The following is a 17497-nucleotide window of genomic DNA, read 5'->3' on the forward strand; positions in this document are numbered from 1 at the left end:
GTACATCCCCTCAAGAACTGACATTCCGGTTCTATGACGCGACTGTTAACGAAACCTGATTGCTTTTACGCAAGTGCACAGGCTTTACAGCGCGGATTGCCATTCGCGCACTGCATCCACGGGGGAAACCAGCATCAGCACGTTCAGCGTCAGATTGTCGCGGATCAGATAACCGGTGAGCAGTTCGAAGAAAATCGCAATCGCCACCGTCATCCAGACAGGCAGGCGTGCCGCAACGAAAAATCCGAGCGCCATGGAGACAGTGTCCATCGCCGAGTTCAAGATACTGTCGCCGTTATAGCCGAGTGCCATCGTGGCCGAGCGATAGCGGTCGATGATTAAAGGCGAGTTCTCAAGAATTTCCCAACCGGCTTCGATCAGCACCGCCAGCGAGAAGCGGGCCGACAGCGGTGCGCGACGCAATACCAGCCAGCCAAGCCCGTAAAACAGAAAGCCGTGGATGATGTGGGAGGGCGTATACCAGTCGGCGATATGCTGCGAATTGCCGGGCGAATTTACCCCCGGCTCGAAAAGTTTTATGTAACCGCATTCGCAGATCGGGATACGGCCCATAAAATACAGGATGCCGATCTGCGCGATGAACAGAACCAGCGCGCCCAGCAGCCAGCGGCGCGATTGAGAATCCGGTTCGAAGGCGCCCGTCGCCGTCACTTGCCGTTATCCGTCGCGGTGTCTTCGATCGTGTGGCGCATGATCAGCGGCATCTGCGAGAGCGTGAAGGCGATGGTAATCGGCATCGTGCCCCATACCTTGAAGTTGATCCAGAACGCATCGGAAAAATTACGCCAGACGACTTCGTTGATGACGGCGAGGAACAGGAAAAAGATGCCCCAGCGAACCGTCAGCTTTCGCCAGCCTTCCTCATCCAGCCGGAAGGCGGCGTTGAAGACGTAACCGAGCAGCGACTTGCCGAACAGGAGGCCGCCGAGCAGGACGACACCAAACAGGGTATTTACGATGGTCGGCTTCATCTTGATGAAGGTTTCATCCTGCAGCCAGATCGACAGGCCGCCGAACACCATGACCACCACGCCCGAAACGAAGGGCATGACCGGCAGGTGCTTGAAGACGATCTTTGAAACAATCAGCGACGCGACGGTCGCCACCATGAACAGCGCCGTTGCAATCAAAAGCGGCCCGCCAATGGCGGTCAGCGCCGGAAATTTTTCCGCCAGCCATTCGCCACGAAGATTGCCGAAGAAAAAGACCAGCAAAGGGCCGATTTCCAGCGCCAGCTTGAGGCCGGGATGCTGTTTCTCTTCCTTGGTCGGCGTGGTGTCGCTTTCGATCTGCATGGGATCCAACTTCTTGGGCTAAGCGTCAAACGGGTTGTGCTGGCGAAGCCAAACACGCTTTTCGTGGCATCAATGCGTCAGGCCGGCAATGGCATGGGCGAAATCCTGCGCCTCGAACGGCTCCAGATCATCCACGCCCTCACCCACACCGATAAAATAGACCGGCAATTTGTGCTTGGCAGCAATGGCGACCAGAATGCCGCCGCGCGCCGTGCCATCGAGCTTGGTCATGATCAGGCCGCTGACGCCGGCGACATTGCGGAAAATTTCCACCTGGTTCATGGCGTTCTGGCCGGTCGTGGCATCAAGCGTCTGCAACACGGTATGCGGTGCATCGGGGTCGAGCTTGTTCAGAACACGCACGATCTTTTCCAGTTCCGCCATCAGCTCGGCCTTGTTCTGCAGACGGCCGGCAGTATCGATGATCAGCACGTCCGACTTGTTGGCGCGTGCCTGCTCGAAAGCGTCATAGGCAAGGCCCGCGGCATCCGCGCCAAGCTTGGTGCCGATGAATTCCGAACCGGTACGATCCGCCCAGATTTTAAGCTGCTCGATGGCTGCCGCGCGAAAAGTGTCGCCGGCGGCGAGCATGACCTTCAGGCCCGAGCCAGAGAGTTTTGCAGCCAGCTTGCCGATCGTGGTGGTCTTGCCGGTGCCGTTGACGCCGACGACGAGGATGACATGCGGCTTGTGATCGAGATCGAGCTGCAGCGGCTTGGCGACCGGCGCCAGAACCTTGGTGATTTCCGCCGACATGATGCGTGACACGTCTTCGCCGGTGACATCCTTGCCGTAACGTTCCGACGACAGCGTATCGGCAATACGCATGGCGGTTTCGACACCGAGATCGGCCTGGATCAACAGGTCTTCGAGTTCTTCCAACGTCTGTTCATCCAACTTGCGCTTGGTGAACAGGGCAGTGATCTGGCCGGTCAGCTGCGACGATGTGCGGGCAAGGCCGGCGCGCAGGCGCTGGAACCACGTAAGGTTTGCCGGGGGGACGACCGCGACCGGTTCGGCTTCCGGCTTGGCAGTGGAGAAACCTTTGGGCAGGATTGGTGTGGATGGGGCTGCGCTTGGAACGATTGCCACTTCACCGCTGGAATCAGCAGTTGAGGTAATACCCCCCTCTGTCCTGCCGGACATCTCCCCCTCAAGGGGGGAGATCGAATCGTGGCTTACGCCCTGCTCTATAACGGACGTCGAAGCCTCAGAGATGGACTTTTGAGCAGGCGAACCATCACCTTTTACGCCCTCTTCAGATGGGGCCGAAGCCGGCGCATCCGTGATCTCCCCCCTTGAGGGGGAGATGCCCGGCAGGGCAGAGGGGGGTGATTCTGCACTCGGAACATCGACGGTTTCGGCCGCAGCCTCCGCCTCCAGCAGCGACAACGGCACGACGCCAAGTTCCGAAATTTCCTCGACGCCCGGAAGAATGGCAACAGGCTCTTCCTCGGCAACCTGAGTCTCGACCGCAGCTTCCTCAAAGACATCACCGGACGGCCCACCCGCCGTTTCCATTTCCACAGCCGCGACCGGGTCAGCGGCAACAGGCAGATCCTCATCACGCGATTTCGGCTCCAGCTCGGCCTGAACGGCAGCAACGTCGGCCGCCGCGTCCGGGGCCGGATGCGCGACCTGTTCCTCTGCCGGCTTGTCGCCGAAGGTGAAGACGCGTTTGATGAAGCTCAATGCCATATGTGATATCCGTTCCGGTCAGGCCGCCTGCTCGTGACGAGCATCGGCCACGACGGTCATGTCGAGATGTTTGCCGTTGTGCCCTGTTATCATAACGCGCTTGAAGTCGCGGGGAATAAGGTCAGGGGCTGCAACCAGCGAAAAGTTTTCCGTATGCGCCAAGCCGTTGTTCTCAACGATGATGGTCTGCTCGGTGCCGACCATGCGATCGAGATGGGCGCGGTGCAGCGCTTCGCCACGGGCGCGCAGCCGTGCCGCACGATCCTTGACCAGCGCGCGATCCACCTGCGGCATGCGGGCGGCCGGCGTGCCGGGGCGCGGGCTGTAGGGAAAGACATGCAGGAAGGAGATGCCGGCTTCTTCTGCAAGCGTTGCGGCACCTTCGAACATCTCTTCCGTCTCTGTCGGGAAACCGGCGATCATATCCGCCCCGAAGGCGATATCAGGCCGCAGGCGGCGGGCCTGTTCGGTAAAGGCCAGCGCCTCGGCGCGGCTGTGGCGGCGTTTCATGCGCTTCAGGATCATGTCGTCCCCATGCTGCAAGGACAGATGCAGATGCGGCATGAAACGTGGTTCGTCGGCAATCAGATCCCAGAGGTGATTGTCGGCCTCGATACTGTCGATCGACGACAGGCGCAGGCGACGAATGTCGGGAACCTGTTTCAGCAGCGTCTTGGCGAGATAACCCAAGGTGGGGGTACCGGGCAGATCGGCGCCGTAGCTGGTGGCATCAACGCCGGTCAGCACGATTTCGCGATAACCGCTTTCCGTCAGTTTTCGCGCCTGTTCAACCACCGCGCCCATCGGCACGGAGCGGGAATTGCCGCGTCCATAAGGGATGATGCAGAAGGTGCAGCGGTGATCGCAGCCGTTCTGTACCTGTATGAAGGCGCGCACATGCCCATCGATATGCCTGATCATCTGCGGCGCTGTCGCCTTGACGCTCATGATATCGTTGACGCGCAGCTTTTCTTCCGCCGACACGCCGAAATCCGGCAGGGCGCGATAGGAGGTGCTTTTCAGCTTTTCTTCGTTGCCGAGCACCATGTCGACTTCGGCCATATCGGCAAAGGTCTGCTTTTCGGTCTGCGCGGCACAGCCGGTGACGATGATGCGGGCATGCGGGTTTTCGCGGCGCACACGGCGGATGGTCTGGCGCGCCTGACGCACCGCTTCGCCTGTCACGGCGCAGGTATTGACCAGCACGGCATTGTTGAGCCCAGCCTTTTCGGCTTCGGCCCGCATCACTTCCGATTCATAGGTGTTCAGCCGACAGCCGAAGGTGATGACCTCGACGCCGCTCAATTCACCCTCGCTTCGGGTTTTTCATCCCGGACAAAACTGCCGGTGACCGGATCGACCTTGCCGGACCATTCCCATTCGGCAGGACCGGTCATGACGACGTGATCGTTTTCGCGCCACTCGATGACAAGCGGCTGGCGGCTCGGTGCCGATGCCACATCGATGGTCACCGTGCGGCCTGTGCGACCGGTGCGGGCAGCGGATACGCCGGCGGCACAGGCGGCGGAACCGCAGGCGAGCGTCAGCCCGGCACCACGTTCCCAGGTGCGGGTGCGCAAGGAACTGTTGGATGTGACCTGCGCCAGCGTGATATTGGCCTTTTCCGGGAACATCGGATGATTTTCCAGCATCGGGCCAAAGCGCTCGAGATCGAAGGTCATCGGGTCCTGATCGACCCAGAAGACCGCATGCGGATTGCCCATCGACATGGCCGAGGGCGAATGCAGCACGGGCGCATCGATCGGGCCGATCTGCAGCTCGATACGGCTGGTGTCGAAAAACTCTTCCTCCAGCGGGATGCGATCCCAGGCGAAAACCGGCTTTCCCATATCGACCGAGATCGTGCCGTCCGCATGCTCTTCCGCATTCAGAATGCCGGCCACCGTCTGGAAGGTAAAAGTCTTGCGTCCGGTCTCGGCAGCCAATGCCTGCACGACGCAGCGCGTGCCGTTGCCGCAGGCCTGCGCCTTGGTGCCATCGCAATTCAAAATGTCGATCCAGGCATCGGTGCCATCAGCCCTCGGATCATGGATGGCCATGATCTGGTCGAACTGGGTGGCAGGATCGGCATTCAGCGCAATCGCCGCATCAGGCGTCACCATATCGGGACGGCCTCGCATGTCGACGACCAGGATCTTGTTGCCAAGCCCGTTCATGCGCGCGAATTCGACCTGTCCTGTCATGATGCTGATCCATTCCCGGGCCTGCGCCCCTATCTTCAAGGCGTATATGGCCGAAAGTATCGGGAATTACCAGTGGTGCCTAATGGTCGCCGCTTACCCGAAAATCCGCTCCACCAGACCATGCACGCGCCGAAATGCGGCCTTGGCGCCTTCTGCGGCTTCCATTTCTTCGGCTTCGGAAAGCGGCAGGTCGTTATAGGCCGAAACGAAATTGCGCCAATGCAGGCCACGGCCTTCCGGATGACCAGCGAGATGGCGGGCGCCAAAATCATCCGACAGATCCAGCTTGGCGGCTTCCTTGCGCAGGAAGGCGGCGCCGAGATTGGAGCCTTCAGCCACATAAACCCAGCCGAGTGCTGCGGCAGGGCTCAATGGTCCTGTTGTGGTAACAAGCTTTTCAGCCACGTCACCGAGATCGACAATATCCTGACGCAGGGCTTCCAGACGGCAGCGATCGGCAAGGCCAGGAAGTTTCGCATTCAGCTCCGACGACGCATAAAGCGGCGCGACATCCGCATGGAAATGATGCTGAACCTCGAGGAACAGGGCGTAACGGTCCCGGTCAGCAAAGGGTTCGGCACACATGATGCGCTTGTCCAGCGTATCATGTGTGCCCGCCGTCAGCGCCTTCAGACGCTGGATACGGGTGGATTCGGCCGGACGTTCGAGTTCGATCAGCATTTCTTGTCCCTCAAGCTCATGTTTCGCATGAAGCAAATCGGAGTGGGTGTCGTCAAGTGCGCGTATTGGCGGAAATGGATGCGGGCACGTCGAAAACCTCGCCCGGCCGCATGGGACGAAAACGATCGCGAGAAATTTTTCGCGCATCGAGCGCGGCATGAAGCGCCTCCACAGGCTGCTCGACGCCCTCATTGGTGAGTTTCACGGTGCCCCAATGGTGGCCCGCAACAAAGGACGCGCCGCAAAGCAACATGCCCTCCACCGCTTCTTCCGGGTTCTGGTGCTGAGCCTTCATGAACCAGCGCGGCTCATAAGCGCCGAAAGGCAGGTTGGCGAGGCGGAAACCGCCATGCTTTTCGTGTGCCGCGCGATAATTGATGCCGCTGTGAAAGCCGGTATCACCGATATGATAGATTTTTCCGGCCGGTGTTTCGAACACGAAAGCCGCCCATAGCGCTTGCCGACGATCATTGAGGCCGCGAGCCGACCAGTGATGGCAGGGTTCGCAATGGAAAATGACGCCCGGCGCGACGGTTTCCTGAGCTCCCCAATCCATCACCGTGATCCCTGCATCCGGCACGCGTGTGCGGATGATCGCATCATTGCCGAGCGGGGTGATGAAATGCGGCTTGTCGCGCCCCTGCAGCACCCAGAGCGTTTCGAGATCGAGATGGTCGTAATGATTGTGGGTGACGAGCACGATATCGATCGGCGGCAGATCGCCGATGCGGATGCCGGGTGGGTTGACGCGCTTCGGGCCGGTCCACGAAAACGGGCTGGTGCGCTCCGACCAGACGGGATCAGTGAGGATGTTGAGGCCGGCGACCTGGATCAGCATGGAGGCATGGCCGACCATGGTGACGACGACGCGGTCTCCATCAATACGGGTTTCCGGGACGGCTTGCGGAAACGGGCTGGCAAAGGTGTCCGGCCAGGGAATATTGCCGTTGCCGAGTTTCCAGCGCAGGAGATCGGTCATGCCCGCCGGTTCTTCGCCATTCGGATTGAAGAAATGCGTGCCGTCGAAATGATCCGATACGGGACCGCTGTAATACTTATTGCCAGCCATGGCGCTCCTAGCCGTGAACCCGCCGGCAAGGGCCGCGATGGCGGCGAGACCGGTCCATTTGAAAAAATTGCGACGGTTCATGAGATCAGTCCGATGGTCGGAGTTTTCAAGGAGACGTTTTCAGGGAGGTGTGCTCAGGCGACTTCGATATCCGTCTGTGCAAAATCCTCGCCGACGAAGAGAAGTGGCGATTTGAACGTTTTGGCGGCGGCATAGGTAAAACAATCGCCGAAATTGAGTTTTGCCGGATGCCCGACGAAACGGCCAAATGTCTTCGCGGCATCGAGGGCGGTCTCGTGCAGTCCGGCGGGGAGATCGATCTCGGTGGCGTTGATCTGGTCAAGGAAATCGCCGACGAGTTTCTGCATTTCTTCGATCATACCTGCAGGCATCGGCGAATTTTCACCATAAAGAGAAGCCTTCTTCTTGCGAGTCAGCCCGATCACAGCTTCGAATATGACCAGCGAAGAATAATGGATAGGAGACTGCGCGGCATTGATCTTTTCGAGCAGCACAGCCGCGCCATCTTCGTCACTGATGATTGCAACGATGGCGGATGCATCGACAAACATCAGATTTCCCACATCTCGTCCATGAACGCCTTTTCATCGAAATCAGGATCCTTGGGGCCGAGCGCGGCATATCGCTCCTGCAAGGGTTTAATCCGCTCCTTCAACGGCTTTTCATGCGCCTCTCTCAGCACACTCTCCAACGCCAGACGCACGGCTTCCGTCTTGGTCTTGGTGCCAAGGTAGCGCATCACCTCGTCGGCCAGTGCATTGACCTTCGGATCACGGATATAAAGAGACATTGCACGTCACCTTCCGGCAGGGGCGATGGAATATTCAGTATAGACCAAATGAATATTCCCGCAATCGACAGCAAAACCTTGGCATCAACACTGGCGCGCCTATTTAGGCCGGCGTTGTGATGTCGTGCGCGAGAGAATGCGCCAATCGGCTTTGGATGGACCATGAGATTTTTGAAGATATTGATGATGGCCGGCGCATTGTCGCTTTCCGCGGTTTTCGCCTTAGCGCAGGATGTGCCGCCGCCCGTGCATGGCGTCACTTTCGAGGAATGGGCATCGGCCTCTGCCCGTATTTCCAACAGGACAAGTGAGGACGAGGTCTTCAAGACGCTGGCGATCGACAAGGCTCAGTTCGACGCAGTCAATGAGACCTTTACCCAGGCCTTGAAGGACGACAAGGATTTCAAGCTGATCACCTATTACGGTCAGGCCTTCAGCAACCTGAATGCCGGCCGGTTTGCCGCCAGCACGCAGGAAACGAAGCGCAAGCTTGCCAGCTTCGACGATTACGCCCGTGTCACCGGTCACATGGAGGCCGCCACCGATGTCGGCATCGATCCGCAGAAGGTGCTGGAAGAACATGGGCTGACCGTGTTCGAATACAGCCAGGACGGCGCCTACTGGGTCGGCCAGCTGCGCGACAAGAGCCTGTCGGGCAAAACTGCCGAAGTGAGTGGCTGGACTGACGGCATCGGCAAATACAAGTCGGAATACGCAGCCCGTTACGCGAAAAAATGATATTTGATGGGCCGCCGGCACCTGGTCGGCCCGTCCTTTACCCCTGCAAATCGGCCTCTTGCCTTGACTCTCGCCCCCATTTCCTGTTTAAGCCCGAAAATCTGCTGACAAGTCACGACTTGGAGCCGCCGACCGGGGCCGCCATACTGAGCCCGGAGGTCAACACCCGACAGCGCGTTGCGCCCTCGGGTGCTTTTTGGCTTTGCGCGCTCTTCGCGTCTTGTTTTCAGCGGTAAAAGACCCGACGTTTCCGGGCACCCGGAAACGAAGAAGGAAGTTGCGATGTTTGAGAACCTGCAGGACCGTCTTGGCTCCATTCTGAATGGACTGACCGGCCGTGGCGCGTTGAGCGAGGCGGATGTCTCCGCTGCGCTCCGCGAGGTTCGCCGTGCCCTTCTGGAAGCCGACGTGGCGCTCGAAGTGGTTCGCGCCTTCACCGACAAGGTGCGTGAAAAGGCCATTGGTGCCGAAGTTCTCAAATCGATCAAGCCCGGCCAGATGGTCGTCAAGATCGTCCATGACGAACTGGTCGAGATGCTGGGTTCGGAAGGCGTTGGCATCAGCCTGCACGCCGCCGCCCCGGTCGTGATCATGATGGTCGGTCTGCAGGGTTCTGGTAAGACCACGACCACCGGCAAGATCGCCAAGCGGCTGACCGACCGCGACAAGAAAAAGGTGCTGATGGCGTCGCTCGATACGCGTCGTCCGGCAGCCCAGGAACAGCTGCGCCAGTTGGGCGTCCAGACCGGCGTCGATACGCTGCCGATCATCGCCGGCCAGTCGCCGACCGATATCGCCGCGCGCGCCGTGCAGGCCGCCAAGCTCGGCGGCCATGACGTCGTCATTCTCGACACCGCCGGCCGCACCCATATCGACGAACCGCTGATGGCCGAAATGGCCGAGATCAAGCGCAAGTCCAATCCGCATGAAATTCTGCTGGTTGCCGATAGCCTGACCGGTCAGGACGCCGTCAATCTGGCGCGCAATTTCGATGAACGCGTCGGCATTACCGGCCTCGTTCTGACCCGTATGGACGGCGATGGCCGTGGCGGTGCAGCGCTTTCGATGCGCGCCGTCACCGGCAAGCCGATCAAGCTGATCGGTGTCGGCGAAAAGATGACGGAGATGGAGGAATTCCATCCCCGCCGTATCGCCGACCGTATTCTCGGCATGGGCGATATCGTCTCATTGGTCGAAAAGGCTGCAGAAAACATCGATGCGGAAAAAGCCGCGGCGATGGCCAAGAAGATGCAGTCGGGCAAGTTCGATCTGAACGACCTTGCCGACCAGTTGCGCCAGATGAAATCGCTCGGCGGCATGGGTGGCATCATGGGCATGATGCCGGGCATGGCCGGCATGAAGGACAAGCTCGCCGCATCCGGCATGAGCGACAAGACGTTCGACCGCCAGATCGCCATCATCTCCTCGATGACCAAGGCCGAGCGCGCCAACCCGGACATGCTGAAACATTCCCGCAAGAAGCGCATCGCTGCCGGTTCCGGCTCTGATGCCGCGGAAATCAACAAGCTTCTGAAAATGCACCGCCAGATGGCCGACATGATGAAAATGATGGGCGGCAAGGGCAAGGGCGGCATGATGAAGCAGATGATGGGCGGCCTTGCCTCGAAGATGGGCATGGGCGGAATGGGTGGTATGGGCGGAATGGGTGGTATGGGCGGCATGCCCGACCTTTCCAAGCTCGACCCGAAACAGCTTGAAGCCCTGCAGAAGCAGGCGGAAGCCGCCGGCCTGAAGCCGGGCGGCGGCCTGCCGGGCGGAATGGGTGGCCTTCCGGGCCTGGGCGGCGGTGGCCTGCCGGGTCTGGGTGGTTTTCCTGGTCTGCCCGGCCTGCCGGGCAAGAAGAAGTAAGAGGGAGCGCGTAGATGGTTGACACTGAAGTGAAGGCAAAGCTTCTGAGCTACCGCCAGTCGATCGACAATATCGATGCGGCGCTGGTGCATATGCTGGCCGAACGTTTTCGCTGCACCAAGGAAGTGGGCCACCTGAAGGCCCAATACGATTTGCCGCCGGCCGACCCGGCGCGTGAAGAATTCCAGATCGAACGCCTTCGCCAGTTGGCAAAGGATGCTCATCTGGACCCGGATTTCGCCGAGACGTTTTTGAACTTCGTCATCAAGGAAGTCATCCGGCATCATGAAGCGATTGCCGCCGAACACGGCGGTCCGAAACAGACTGCATAACCAACAAGATCAAGGCCCGCCGGATGGCGGCCCAAACCTAGGAGTAAAACTATGTCCCTGAAGATTCGTCTGGCCCGCGGTGGCTCCAAGAAGCGTCCTTACTACACGATCGTTCTGGCTGACGCCCGTTCGCCGCGCGACGGCCGCTTCCTGGAAAAGCTCGGTTCCTGGAACCCGATGCTGGCTAAGGACAACGCTGCCCGCATCGAACTGAACGCCGAGCGCATCCAGCATTGGATTGAAAACGGTGCACAGCCGACCGACCGCGTTCTGCGCTTCCTGGCCGACGCCAACATTGCTACCCGCGAAGCCAAGAGCAACCCGGTCAAGGCAAAGCCGGGCAAGAAGGCAATCGAACGCGCTGCTGAAAAGGCCCAGAAGATCGAAGACGCCAAGGCAGCTGCTGCCGAAGCCTCCGCTTCCGCTGAATAATCTTTTCGGACCGCAAGGTCTTGGGAACGGGTGGCATGGCGACATGCCACCCGTTTTCGTTTGTATTTCAGCAGCATGATAACGGCGCTTGCCCGATAATGCCTGCCGCCGTAAAAGACCGGAAACGACAACGAGGATCGGCACGCCCGTATGGCCAAGCTTGAAAACCCAATCCTGATGGCCACGATCGGCGCAGCCCAAGGCCTGCGCGGCGAAGTGCGCGTACGCACATTCACCGAAGATCCGATGGCACTTGGTGATTACGGCAACCTGCACAGTGCCGATGGCCGCGTCTTCGAGATCCTCGACCTGCGCGAAGCCAAGACTGTCGTCATCGTGCGGTTTCGCGGCATCAACGACCGCAATGCTGCCGAGGCGCTCAACGGGCTGGAACTGTTCATCGACCGCGAAAATCTGCCGGACGACGAACTGGAAGAAGACGAATTCTATTATGCCGACCTCGAAGGCCTGGAAGCCGTCGATGCCGATGGCAAGAGTTACGGCAAGGTGACCTCCGTCCACGATTTCGGCGCCGGCGACCTGCTGGAACTGAAGGGACCGGGCCTGCGGCCTGCCCTCATTCCGTTTTCGGAAGCGGCAGTTCTGGAGATCGATCTCGAAAACGGGCGTATTCTGATCGATCCGATGGCGGCAGGCCTGATCGAGGACCCCAATGAGGGCAAGGGCCAGGATGGCTTTCCCGGCGGCAACTGACCCATGACCTTTCGCGCGACCGTTCTGACGCTTTACCCCGAAATGTTTCCGGGCCATCTCGGCACCTCGCTTGCCGGTAAGGCCGCCGCGCGTGGTGAATGGTCGGTTGAAGCCGTGCAGATTCGCGATTTTGCGGAAGACAAGCACCGCACCGTCGATGACACGCCGGCTGGCGGCGGCGCCGGCATGGTGCTGAAGCCCGACATTCTGGCAAAAGCGATCGATTCCGTCGCGGCAGACAACCGCCCTCGCCTGCTGATGAGCCCGCGTGGCAAACCGCTGACGCAGGAGCGCGTGCGCGAACTGGCGGCCGGCGATGGCGTCGTCATCGTCTGTGGTCGTTTCGAGGGCGTGGATCAGCGGGTGATCGATGGCCGCGCACTCGAAGAGGTTTCGGTCGGGGACTACATTCTCTCCGGCGGCGAACCTGCGGCGCTGATATTGCTCGATGCCGTGGTGCGCATTCTGCCCGGTGTGATGGGCAATGTTCTGTCCGGCACGCATGAAAGCTTCGAGACCGGCATGCTGGAACACCCGCACTACACCCGGCCGCAGGTTTTCGAAGGCCAGGAAATTCCCGCCGTACTGACGTCGGGAAACCATGCGGCTATTGAAAAATGGCGGCAACAACAGGCCTTGAAGCTGACGAAAGAGCGGCGACCGGACCTTTTGGACTGATATCGAGCGTCAACCGGTGTCTTGCATGCCGCAAACGCCGCATTTCCGGCACAAAAACGCGACCGGTGGGATGACAAGCGGTCCCCTTTGGTGTATTGGCCCGCTCGGACATGGGCAAATGCCCGTAACCGATAAGCAAAGAATGGCGAACCCGCTCTGCCGAAAAGGCTGATCCCGAGGCGACGACCCTTAAAAGTCTGGACCAGAGGATGATCATCGAGCGCTCTGGCTGTTTCAGAAAAACTAGAGGTTATATCGATGAACATCATCCAGCAGCTTGAGGCCGAACAGGCCGCCAAGATCGAAGCCAAGCGCAAGCTCCCTGCTTTTGAAGCCGGCGACACCCTTCGCGTCAACGTTCGCGTGACGGAAGGTACCCGTACCCGTGTTCAGGCTTACGAAGGCGTTTGCATCGCTCGTTCGGGCGGCGGCATCAACGAGAGCTTCACGGTTCGTAAGATCTCCTACGGTGAAGGCGTCGAGCGCGTATTCCCGGTTTACTCGCCGCTGGTCGAAGGCGTCGAAATCGTTCGCCGCGGTAAGGTCCGTCGCGCCAAGCTGTACTACCTGCGCGATCGTCGCGGCAAGTCGGCTCGTATCGTTGAAAACACCGGTACGCGCGCCCGCAAGCTGAACGACGCCGAGCGCGCTGCGGCGGCCGAGGAAAAGGCACGTCTGGAAGCCGAAAAGGTAGCAGCAGCACAGGCACTGGCCGCCGAAAAGGCAGCTCAGGAAGCCGCTGAAGCCAAGGCCGCTGAAGAAGCAGCCGCAGCAAAGGCAGCAGAAGCTTCTGCAGAATAAGATTTGCCGACAAGGCAATGTTGAAAAGGCGGCCTTCGGGTCGCCTTTTTTGTTGCGGCACAGCTTTTTCAGGCAATACGACAGGCTGACGGCATTGCGACGGAACCGATGGCGCCCTTGAGCATTCTGACACCGGATTGCAAAAGCCGGAGCCAACCCGTGAAACCGATCGTCATCGTACCCATGAAACTCGCAGCATGCCTGACGATCGGCGTCGCCGGTATCATCGGTGCGGCCTACGCGGCATCCTTAGTCGTGACCGATTACAAACCGCACCATTTTGCGCATATGGACGCGCCGCTCTGGACCGACAGGCCCGTCGCCATCGATCGCAATGCGCAAGCGCTTGAACGTCTACCGGCGATGGTCGCCAGTGCCGATGTGCCGGCTCAGGAAACGCCGCTGGGTGCGGAGATCGCCAGCGCTGCCAACGCAGTATCGCCGCAGCGTCTGCCCGCCACCAGCCAGTTGGCGCAAGTATCGCTGCCGGGTGACGAGACCGATGCCGGCATCGAATTGAGCGCGGCCCATACCGACTGGTGTTTTGCCCGCTACCGCTCCTATCGGATCGAGGATAACAGCTACCAGCCGTTCGATGCCCTGGAACGCCAGCAATGCCAGTCACCGCATGAGACAGGCACGCCCGTAGCCGCCGCTTACGACATGGGTGACGCGACGCTCCCGGCGGATGTCATGCCAGAGGAGCAGGTCGCTGCGGAAGAACCACAGATGATCGCCGATTCCGGCAGCATCGACACATCCTGGTGTTTTGCGCAATACCGATCCTACCGTGCCGAGGACAACAGCTATCAGCCGTTCGACGGCGGGCCGCGTCGCCAATGCGTACCGCGCGAAAGCAGCTACTGACACCACCCGGCAACAGAACAGGCATCTGTCATCATCCTTTCACGCACCGGATTGCCGACATTTTACGGAACTGCTATATACGCCGTCATGGGATCGAAATTCGGATGTCTCGCGAAGGAAGTTTTTGTGCTGCAGGACCATAAGCGTCTGCCGGCACGTTTCTTTGCGCGCGTATCCGGGGCGCTTTGCAGCCGACTTAGCTGACCGGGCCGACATGCCCGGCACGGCGGTATTTTGACCGCCCGCATTCCCTTCTTCAAAACATGACCATTTGCAATGGATGTCAGCCATGAGCGCACCGCGTACCCTCTATGACAAGATCTGGGACGACCACGTTGTTTCGGAAGAAAACGGAACCTGTCTTCTCTATATCGACCGTCACCTCGTTCACGAAGTGACGTCGCCGCAGGCTTTTGAAGGCCTGCGTCTGGCCGGCCGCAAGGTGCGCGCCCCGGAACGCACACTCGCCGTCGTCGATCACAACGTGCCGACCACCAGCGACCGCCATCTCGGCATCAAGAACGAGGAAAGCCGCATCCAGGTGGAGGCGCTCGCGCAGAATGCCGCCGATTTCGGCGTCGAATATTATTCCGAAAAGGATGTCCGTCAGGGCATCGTGCACATTGTCGGCCCCGAACAGGGCTTTACCCTGCCGGGCATGACCATCGTCTGTGGTGACAGCCACACGTCCACGCACGGCGCTTTTGGTGCGCTGGCGCACGGCATCGGCACGTCCGAGGTAGAGCACGTGCTCGCCACCCAGACGCTGGTGCAGAAAAAGGCCAAGAACATGCTGGTGCGTGTCGATGGCAAGCTGCCGGAAGGCGTCACCGCCAAGGACGTGATCCTCGCCATCATCGGCGAGATCGGCACGGCAGGCGGCACCGGCCACGTGGTCGAGTTTGCCGGCGAGGCGATCCGTTCGCTGTCGATGGAAGGCCGCATGACGGTCTGCAACATGACGATCGAAGGCGGCGCCCGCGCCGGCCTGATCGCGCCGGACGAAACGACGTTCGAATACATCAAGGGCAAGCCACGCGCTCCCAAGGGTGCGGCGCTCGACATGGCGATCGACTACTGGAAGACGCTGCACAGCGACGAAGGCGCCCATTACGACAAGGTGATCGTGCTCGACGGCGCCAATCTGCCGCCGATCGTCTCCTGGGGTTCTTCGCCGGAAGATGTCATCTCGGTTCAGGGCACTGTTCCGAACCCGGACGATATCGCGGAAGAGAACAAGCGCACCTCGAAATGGCGGGCGCTGGAATATATGGGCCTGAAGCCCGGCCAGAAGATGACCGACATCACCGTCGACCGCGTCTTCATCGGTTCCTGCACCAACGGCCGTATCGAGGATCTGCGTGCGGCGGCAATCGTCGTCGAGGGCAAGAAGGTAGCACCCACGGTCAATGCCATGATCGTGCCGGGCTCCGGTCTCGTCAAGGAACAGGCGGAAGCCGAGGGCCTCGACGTGATCTTCAAGGAAGCCGGTTTCGAATGGCGTGAGCCGGGCTGCTCCATGTGCCTTGCCATGAACGACGACCGCCTCAACCCGTATGAACGTTGCGCTTCAACTTCGAACCGCAATTTCGAGGGTCGTCAGGGCTACAAGGGCCGCACGCATCTCGTCTCGCCCGCCATGGCGGCGGCGGCGGCAGTTGCCGGGCATTTTGTCGATATCCGCGAGTGGAAATGATTTTGATGGGGCCGGATCAATCCGGCCCTTTCTTCCTGATGCTGTTCATTGACAGACAAGCCGCGACTTTTATGCTGGCGTCCTGATACTCTTCAGCTCCGTCACAAGGCGCCCTCCCCCGTGAACCTGACAATGATCGGCCTGGCGCTGTTTGCGGCCATTCTCCACGCCAGCTGGAACGCCTTTCTGCGTTCGGGTGCCGACCGCATGTGGTCGGTGACGGTGATGAGCATATCCGGCACGGTCATTGCCGTGCCGCTGATCCTGATCTATCCGCTTCCCTCCCCAACGGCGCTGGCCTTCATCTTCGTCTCCTCGGCCCTGCAGACGGCCTACAGCTTCTTTCTGGTGGTCGCCTACCGTTATGGCGATCTCGGTCAGGTCTATCCGATCATTCGCGGCACCGTGCCATTGCTGGTAACGCTGATCGGCATCCTGTTCCTCGGCGTTCACCTCGAGACACCGCAGATCACGGGCGTGGCGCTGATCACCCTTGGCATCATGAGCCTCGTGCTGGGTCGCTCGGGCGTGTCCGCCACATCACTGGGGCTGGCGCTTTTGACCGGTGCGCTGATTTCCACCTATGCACTCATCGATTCCACCGGCATTCGCCATGTCGATGAGACAATGACCTATTCCGCCTGGGTCCTGCTGGTCTACGGGCTGATGATGGTGGCGGTCTATACCGTCATGCGCGGCCGGCTGAGGATCGACTTCACATCGCGTGAGGCGCAAAAGGCGCTGGGTGGCGGTGTGTTTGCGCTGATCGCCTATGCCGCCGTGATCGCCGCCTATTCACTCGGCCCGGCAGGACCGGTGACGGCGATCCGCGAAACGAGCGTGGTGTTTGCCGTTCTGATCGGCCGGATCTTTTTAGGCGAGGCGCTCACGCCGAAACGCATCTTTGCCTGCGTGGTCGTAGCGGCCGGTGCAATCCTGATCGGCCGCTGATCAGAGCACTTTCACGACCGTGCCCTTGCGGATGAAGCGCAGCACACGCTGCATGTCCCTGAGCTTGACCGCGACGCATCCTGCCGTCGGCTGGTAGCCGGGGCGGATGAGATGAAAGAAGATGGCCGAGCCGCGATGCCGCTTGCGCGAAGAGATGTTCCAGTCGAGCACGAGGCACACATCGTAAAGCCCGTCCTCCCGCGTCATCTCCTCATGGCTGGGCTTGAACGGCGCCTTCACCAGACGATTATAGCTCGGGTGCTCCGGCTGGTCGCACCACAGCATATCGGGGCGGATGCGGCGCATGGGGAGTGCGGTCGGCAGCGCGCGAACACGATCGCCGCGGACAAAACCGTGAAGGACGGGCATGGCAGCGATCGGCGTGGCACCATCCCCCTCGCGCTTGAAACCGGTGCGCCCGGATCGACCGATCGCCGCCGGAACGGTGACCGGGCCAAGCTGAACGAGCGCCCGCGACCGTTTTCCGGGCGCCGGACGGACCACAATGACAGGTCCACGCCTTGTCTTTTCGGCTTTTGCTCGCATTTTCCTCACAAGTTTTTGCTTTGCTCATGATTTTATTTGAATTCATAGCAAGCTAGCACTTACATCAAGTGCCCGAAACAGTCGGCCGCGTGCG

At 60.1% G+C, this 17497-nt stretch carries 20 protein-coding genes; 10 read left to right on the forward strand and 10 right to left on the reverse strand.

The annotated features are described in order from the left end of the window. Positions 1-84: 84 nt before the first annotated feature. From AAIH70_RS19955 to AAIH70_RS19995, 9 genes are all read right to left on the reverse strand, one after another. Complete coding sequence (locus tag AAIH70_RS19955; protein ID WP_132277353.1) at positions 85-672, reverse strand: DUF2585 domain-containing protein; 588 nt, start codon at positions 670-672, stop codon at positions 85-87. Then, complete coding sequence (locus AAIH70_RS19960) at positions 669-1316, reverse strand: septation protein A (RefSeq protein ID WP_132277355.1); 648 nt, start codon at positions 1314-1316, stop codon at positions 669-671. The genes AAIH70_RS19955 and AAIH70_RS19960 overlap by 4 nt, the downstream gene beginning before the upstream one ends. Before the next feature lie 69 nt (positions 1317-1385). After that, the gene (gene ftsY, locus AAIH70_RS19965) at positions 1386-3014 is read right to left on the reverse strand and encodes a signal recognition particle-docking protein FtsY (protein ID WP_132277357.1); all 1629 of its coding nucleotides are present in this window, start codon (positions 3012-3014) and stop codon (positions 1386-1388) included. Between the two features lie 18 nt (positions 3015-3032). Next, on the reverse strand, positions 3033-4319 hold the full coding sequence (gene mtaB / locus AAIH70_RS19970; protein ID WP_132277359.1) for a tRNA (N(6)-L-threonylcarbamoyladenosine(37)-C(2))-methylthiotransferase MtaB: 1287 nt from the start codon (positions 4317-4319) through the stop codon (positions 3033-3035). After that, entirely contained in the window at positions 4316-5218 is a 903-nt protein-coding gene (dapF, locus tag AAIH70_RS19975; protein WP_132277361.1) for a diaminopimelate epimerase, read from the reverse strand. The genes mtaB and dapF overlap by 4 nt, the downstream gene beginning before the upstream one ends. Before the next feature lie 93 nt (positions 5219-5311). Then, positions 5312-5899, reverse strand: coding sequence for a biliverdin-producing heme oxygenase (locus tag AAIH70_RS19980; RefSeq protein ID WP_132277363.1), 588 nt, complete (start codon positions 5897-5899; stop codon positions 5312-5314). Positions 5900-5951: 52 nt separating this feature from the next. Further along, complete coding sequence (locus tag AAIH70_RS19985) at positions 5952-7049, reverse strand: MBL fold metallo-hydrolase (protein WP_132277365.1); 1098 nt, start codon at positions 7047-7049, stop codon at positions 5952-5954. A gap of 53 nt (positions 7050-7102) precedes the next feature. Further along, positions 7103-7540: a type II toxin-antitoxin system VapC family toxin gene (locus AAIH70_RS19990; RefSeq protein WP_132277367.1), complete on the reverse strand. Its 438-nt coding sequence runs from the start codon at positions 7538-7540 to the stop codon at positions 7103-7105. Next, a complete protein-coding gene (locus AAIH70_RS19995) occupies positions 7540-7779 on the reverse strand; it encodes a type II toxin-antitoxin system VapB family antitoxin (protein ID WP_132277369.1) in 240 nt (79 codons plus the stop codon). Before AAIH70_RS19995 ends, AAIH70_RS19990 begins: the two co-directional genes overlap by 1 nt. 162 nt (positions 7780-7941) lie before the next feature. Here AAIH70_RS19995 and AAIH70_RS20000 point away from each other — a divergent pair, with 162 nt between their 5' ends. From AAIH70_RS20000 to AAIH70_RS20045, 10 genes are all read left to right on the forward strand, one after another. Beyond that, positions 7942-8517, forward strand: a complete 576-nt coding sequence (locus AAIH70_RS20000; RefSeq protein WP_132277371.1) for a hypothetical protein — start codon at positions 7942-7944, stop codon at positions 8515-8517. 282 nt (positions 8518-8799) lie between these two features. Beyond that, a complete protein-coding gene (gene ffh / locus AAIH70_RS20005) occupies positions 8800-10386 on the forward strand; it encodes a signal recognition particle protein (protein ID WP_132277373.1) in 1587 nt (528 codons plus the stop codon). Positions 10387-10400: 14 nt separating this feature from the next. After that, positions 10401-10718: a chorismate mutase gene (locus tag AAIH70_RS20010; protein WP_132277375.1), complete on the forward strand. Its 318-nt coding sequence runs from the start codon at positions 10401-10403 to the stop codon at positions 10716-10718. A 51-nt stretch (positions 10719-10769) separates the two neighbouring features. Then, a complete protein-coding gene (rpsP, locus tag AAIH70_RS20015) occupies positions 10770-11150 on the forward strand; it encodes a 30S ribosomal protein S16 (RefSeq protein WP_132277377.1) in 381 nt (126 codons plus the stop codon). Positions 11151-11300: 150 nt separating this feature from the next. Further along, positions 11301-11864, forward strand: coding sequence for a ribosome maturation factor RimM (rimM, locus tag AAIH70_RS20020; RefSeq protein ID WP_132277379.1), 564 nt, complete (start codon positions 11301-11303; stop codon positions 11862-11864). Positions 11865-11867: 3 nt separating this feature from the next. Continuing rightward, a complete protein-coding gene (trmD, locus tag AAIH70_RS20025) occupies positions 11868-12542 on the forward strand; it encodes a tRNA (guanosine(37)-N1)-methyltransferase TrmD (protein WP_132277381.1) in 675 nt (224 codons plus the stop codon). A 258-nt stretch (positions 12543-12800) separates the two neighbouring features. After that, positions 12801-13343 carry a 50S ribosomal protein L19 gene (gene rplS, locus AAIH70_RS20030; RefSeq protein ID WP_132277383.1) on the forward strand — a complete coding sequence of 181 codons (543 nt, stop codon included), beginning with the start codon at positions 12801-12803 and terminating at the stop codon, positions 13341-13343. Between the two features lie 159 nt (positions 13344-13502). Further along, on the forward strand, positions 13503-14210 hold the full coding sequence (locus AAIH70_RS20035; protein WP_165932079.1) for a BA14K family protein: 708 nt from the start codon (positions 13503-13505) through the stop codon (positions 14208-14210). Positions 14211-14499: 289 nt separating this feature from the next. Next, the gene (gene leuC / locus AAIH70_RS20040; RefSeq protein WP_132277389.1) at positions 14500-15906 is read left to right on the forward strand and encodes a 3-isopropylmalate dehydratase large subunit; all 1407 of its coding nucleotides are present in this window, start codon (positions 14500-14502) and stop codon (positions 15904-15906) included. A 120-nt stretch (positions 15907-16026) separates the two neighbouring features. Next, positions 16027-16857 carry a DMT family transporter gene (locus AAIH70_RS20045; RefSeq protein ID WP_132277391.1) on the forward strand — a complete coding sequence of 277 codons (831 nt, stop codon included), beginning with the start codon at positions 16027-16029 and terminating at the stop codon, positions 16855-16857. Here AAIH70_RS20045 and AAIH70_RS20050 read toward each other — a convergent pair whose 3' ends face one another. Next, the gene (locus AAIH70_RS20050) at positions 16858-17403 is read right to left on the reverse strand and encodes a L,D-transpeptidase family protein (protein WP_132277393.1); all 546 of its coding nucleotides are present in this window, start codon (positions 17401-17403) and stop codon (positions 16858-16860) included. It abuts the gene before it with no gap. Between the last annotated feature and the right edge of the window lie 94 nt (positions 17404-17497).

Source organism: Neorhizobium sp. BT27B (assembly GCF_050455485.1).
Classification (GTDB): Bacteria; Pseudomonadota; Alphaproteobacteria; order Rhizobiales; family Rhizobiaceae; genus Neorhizobium.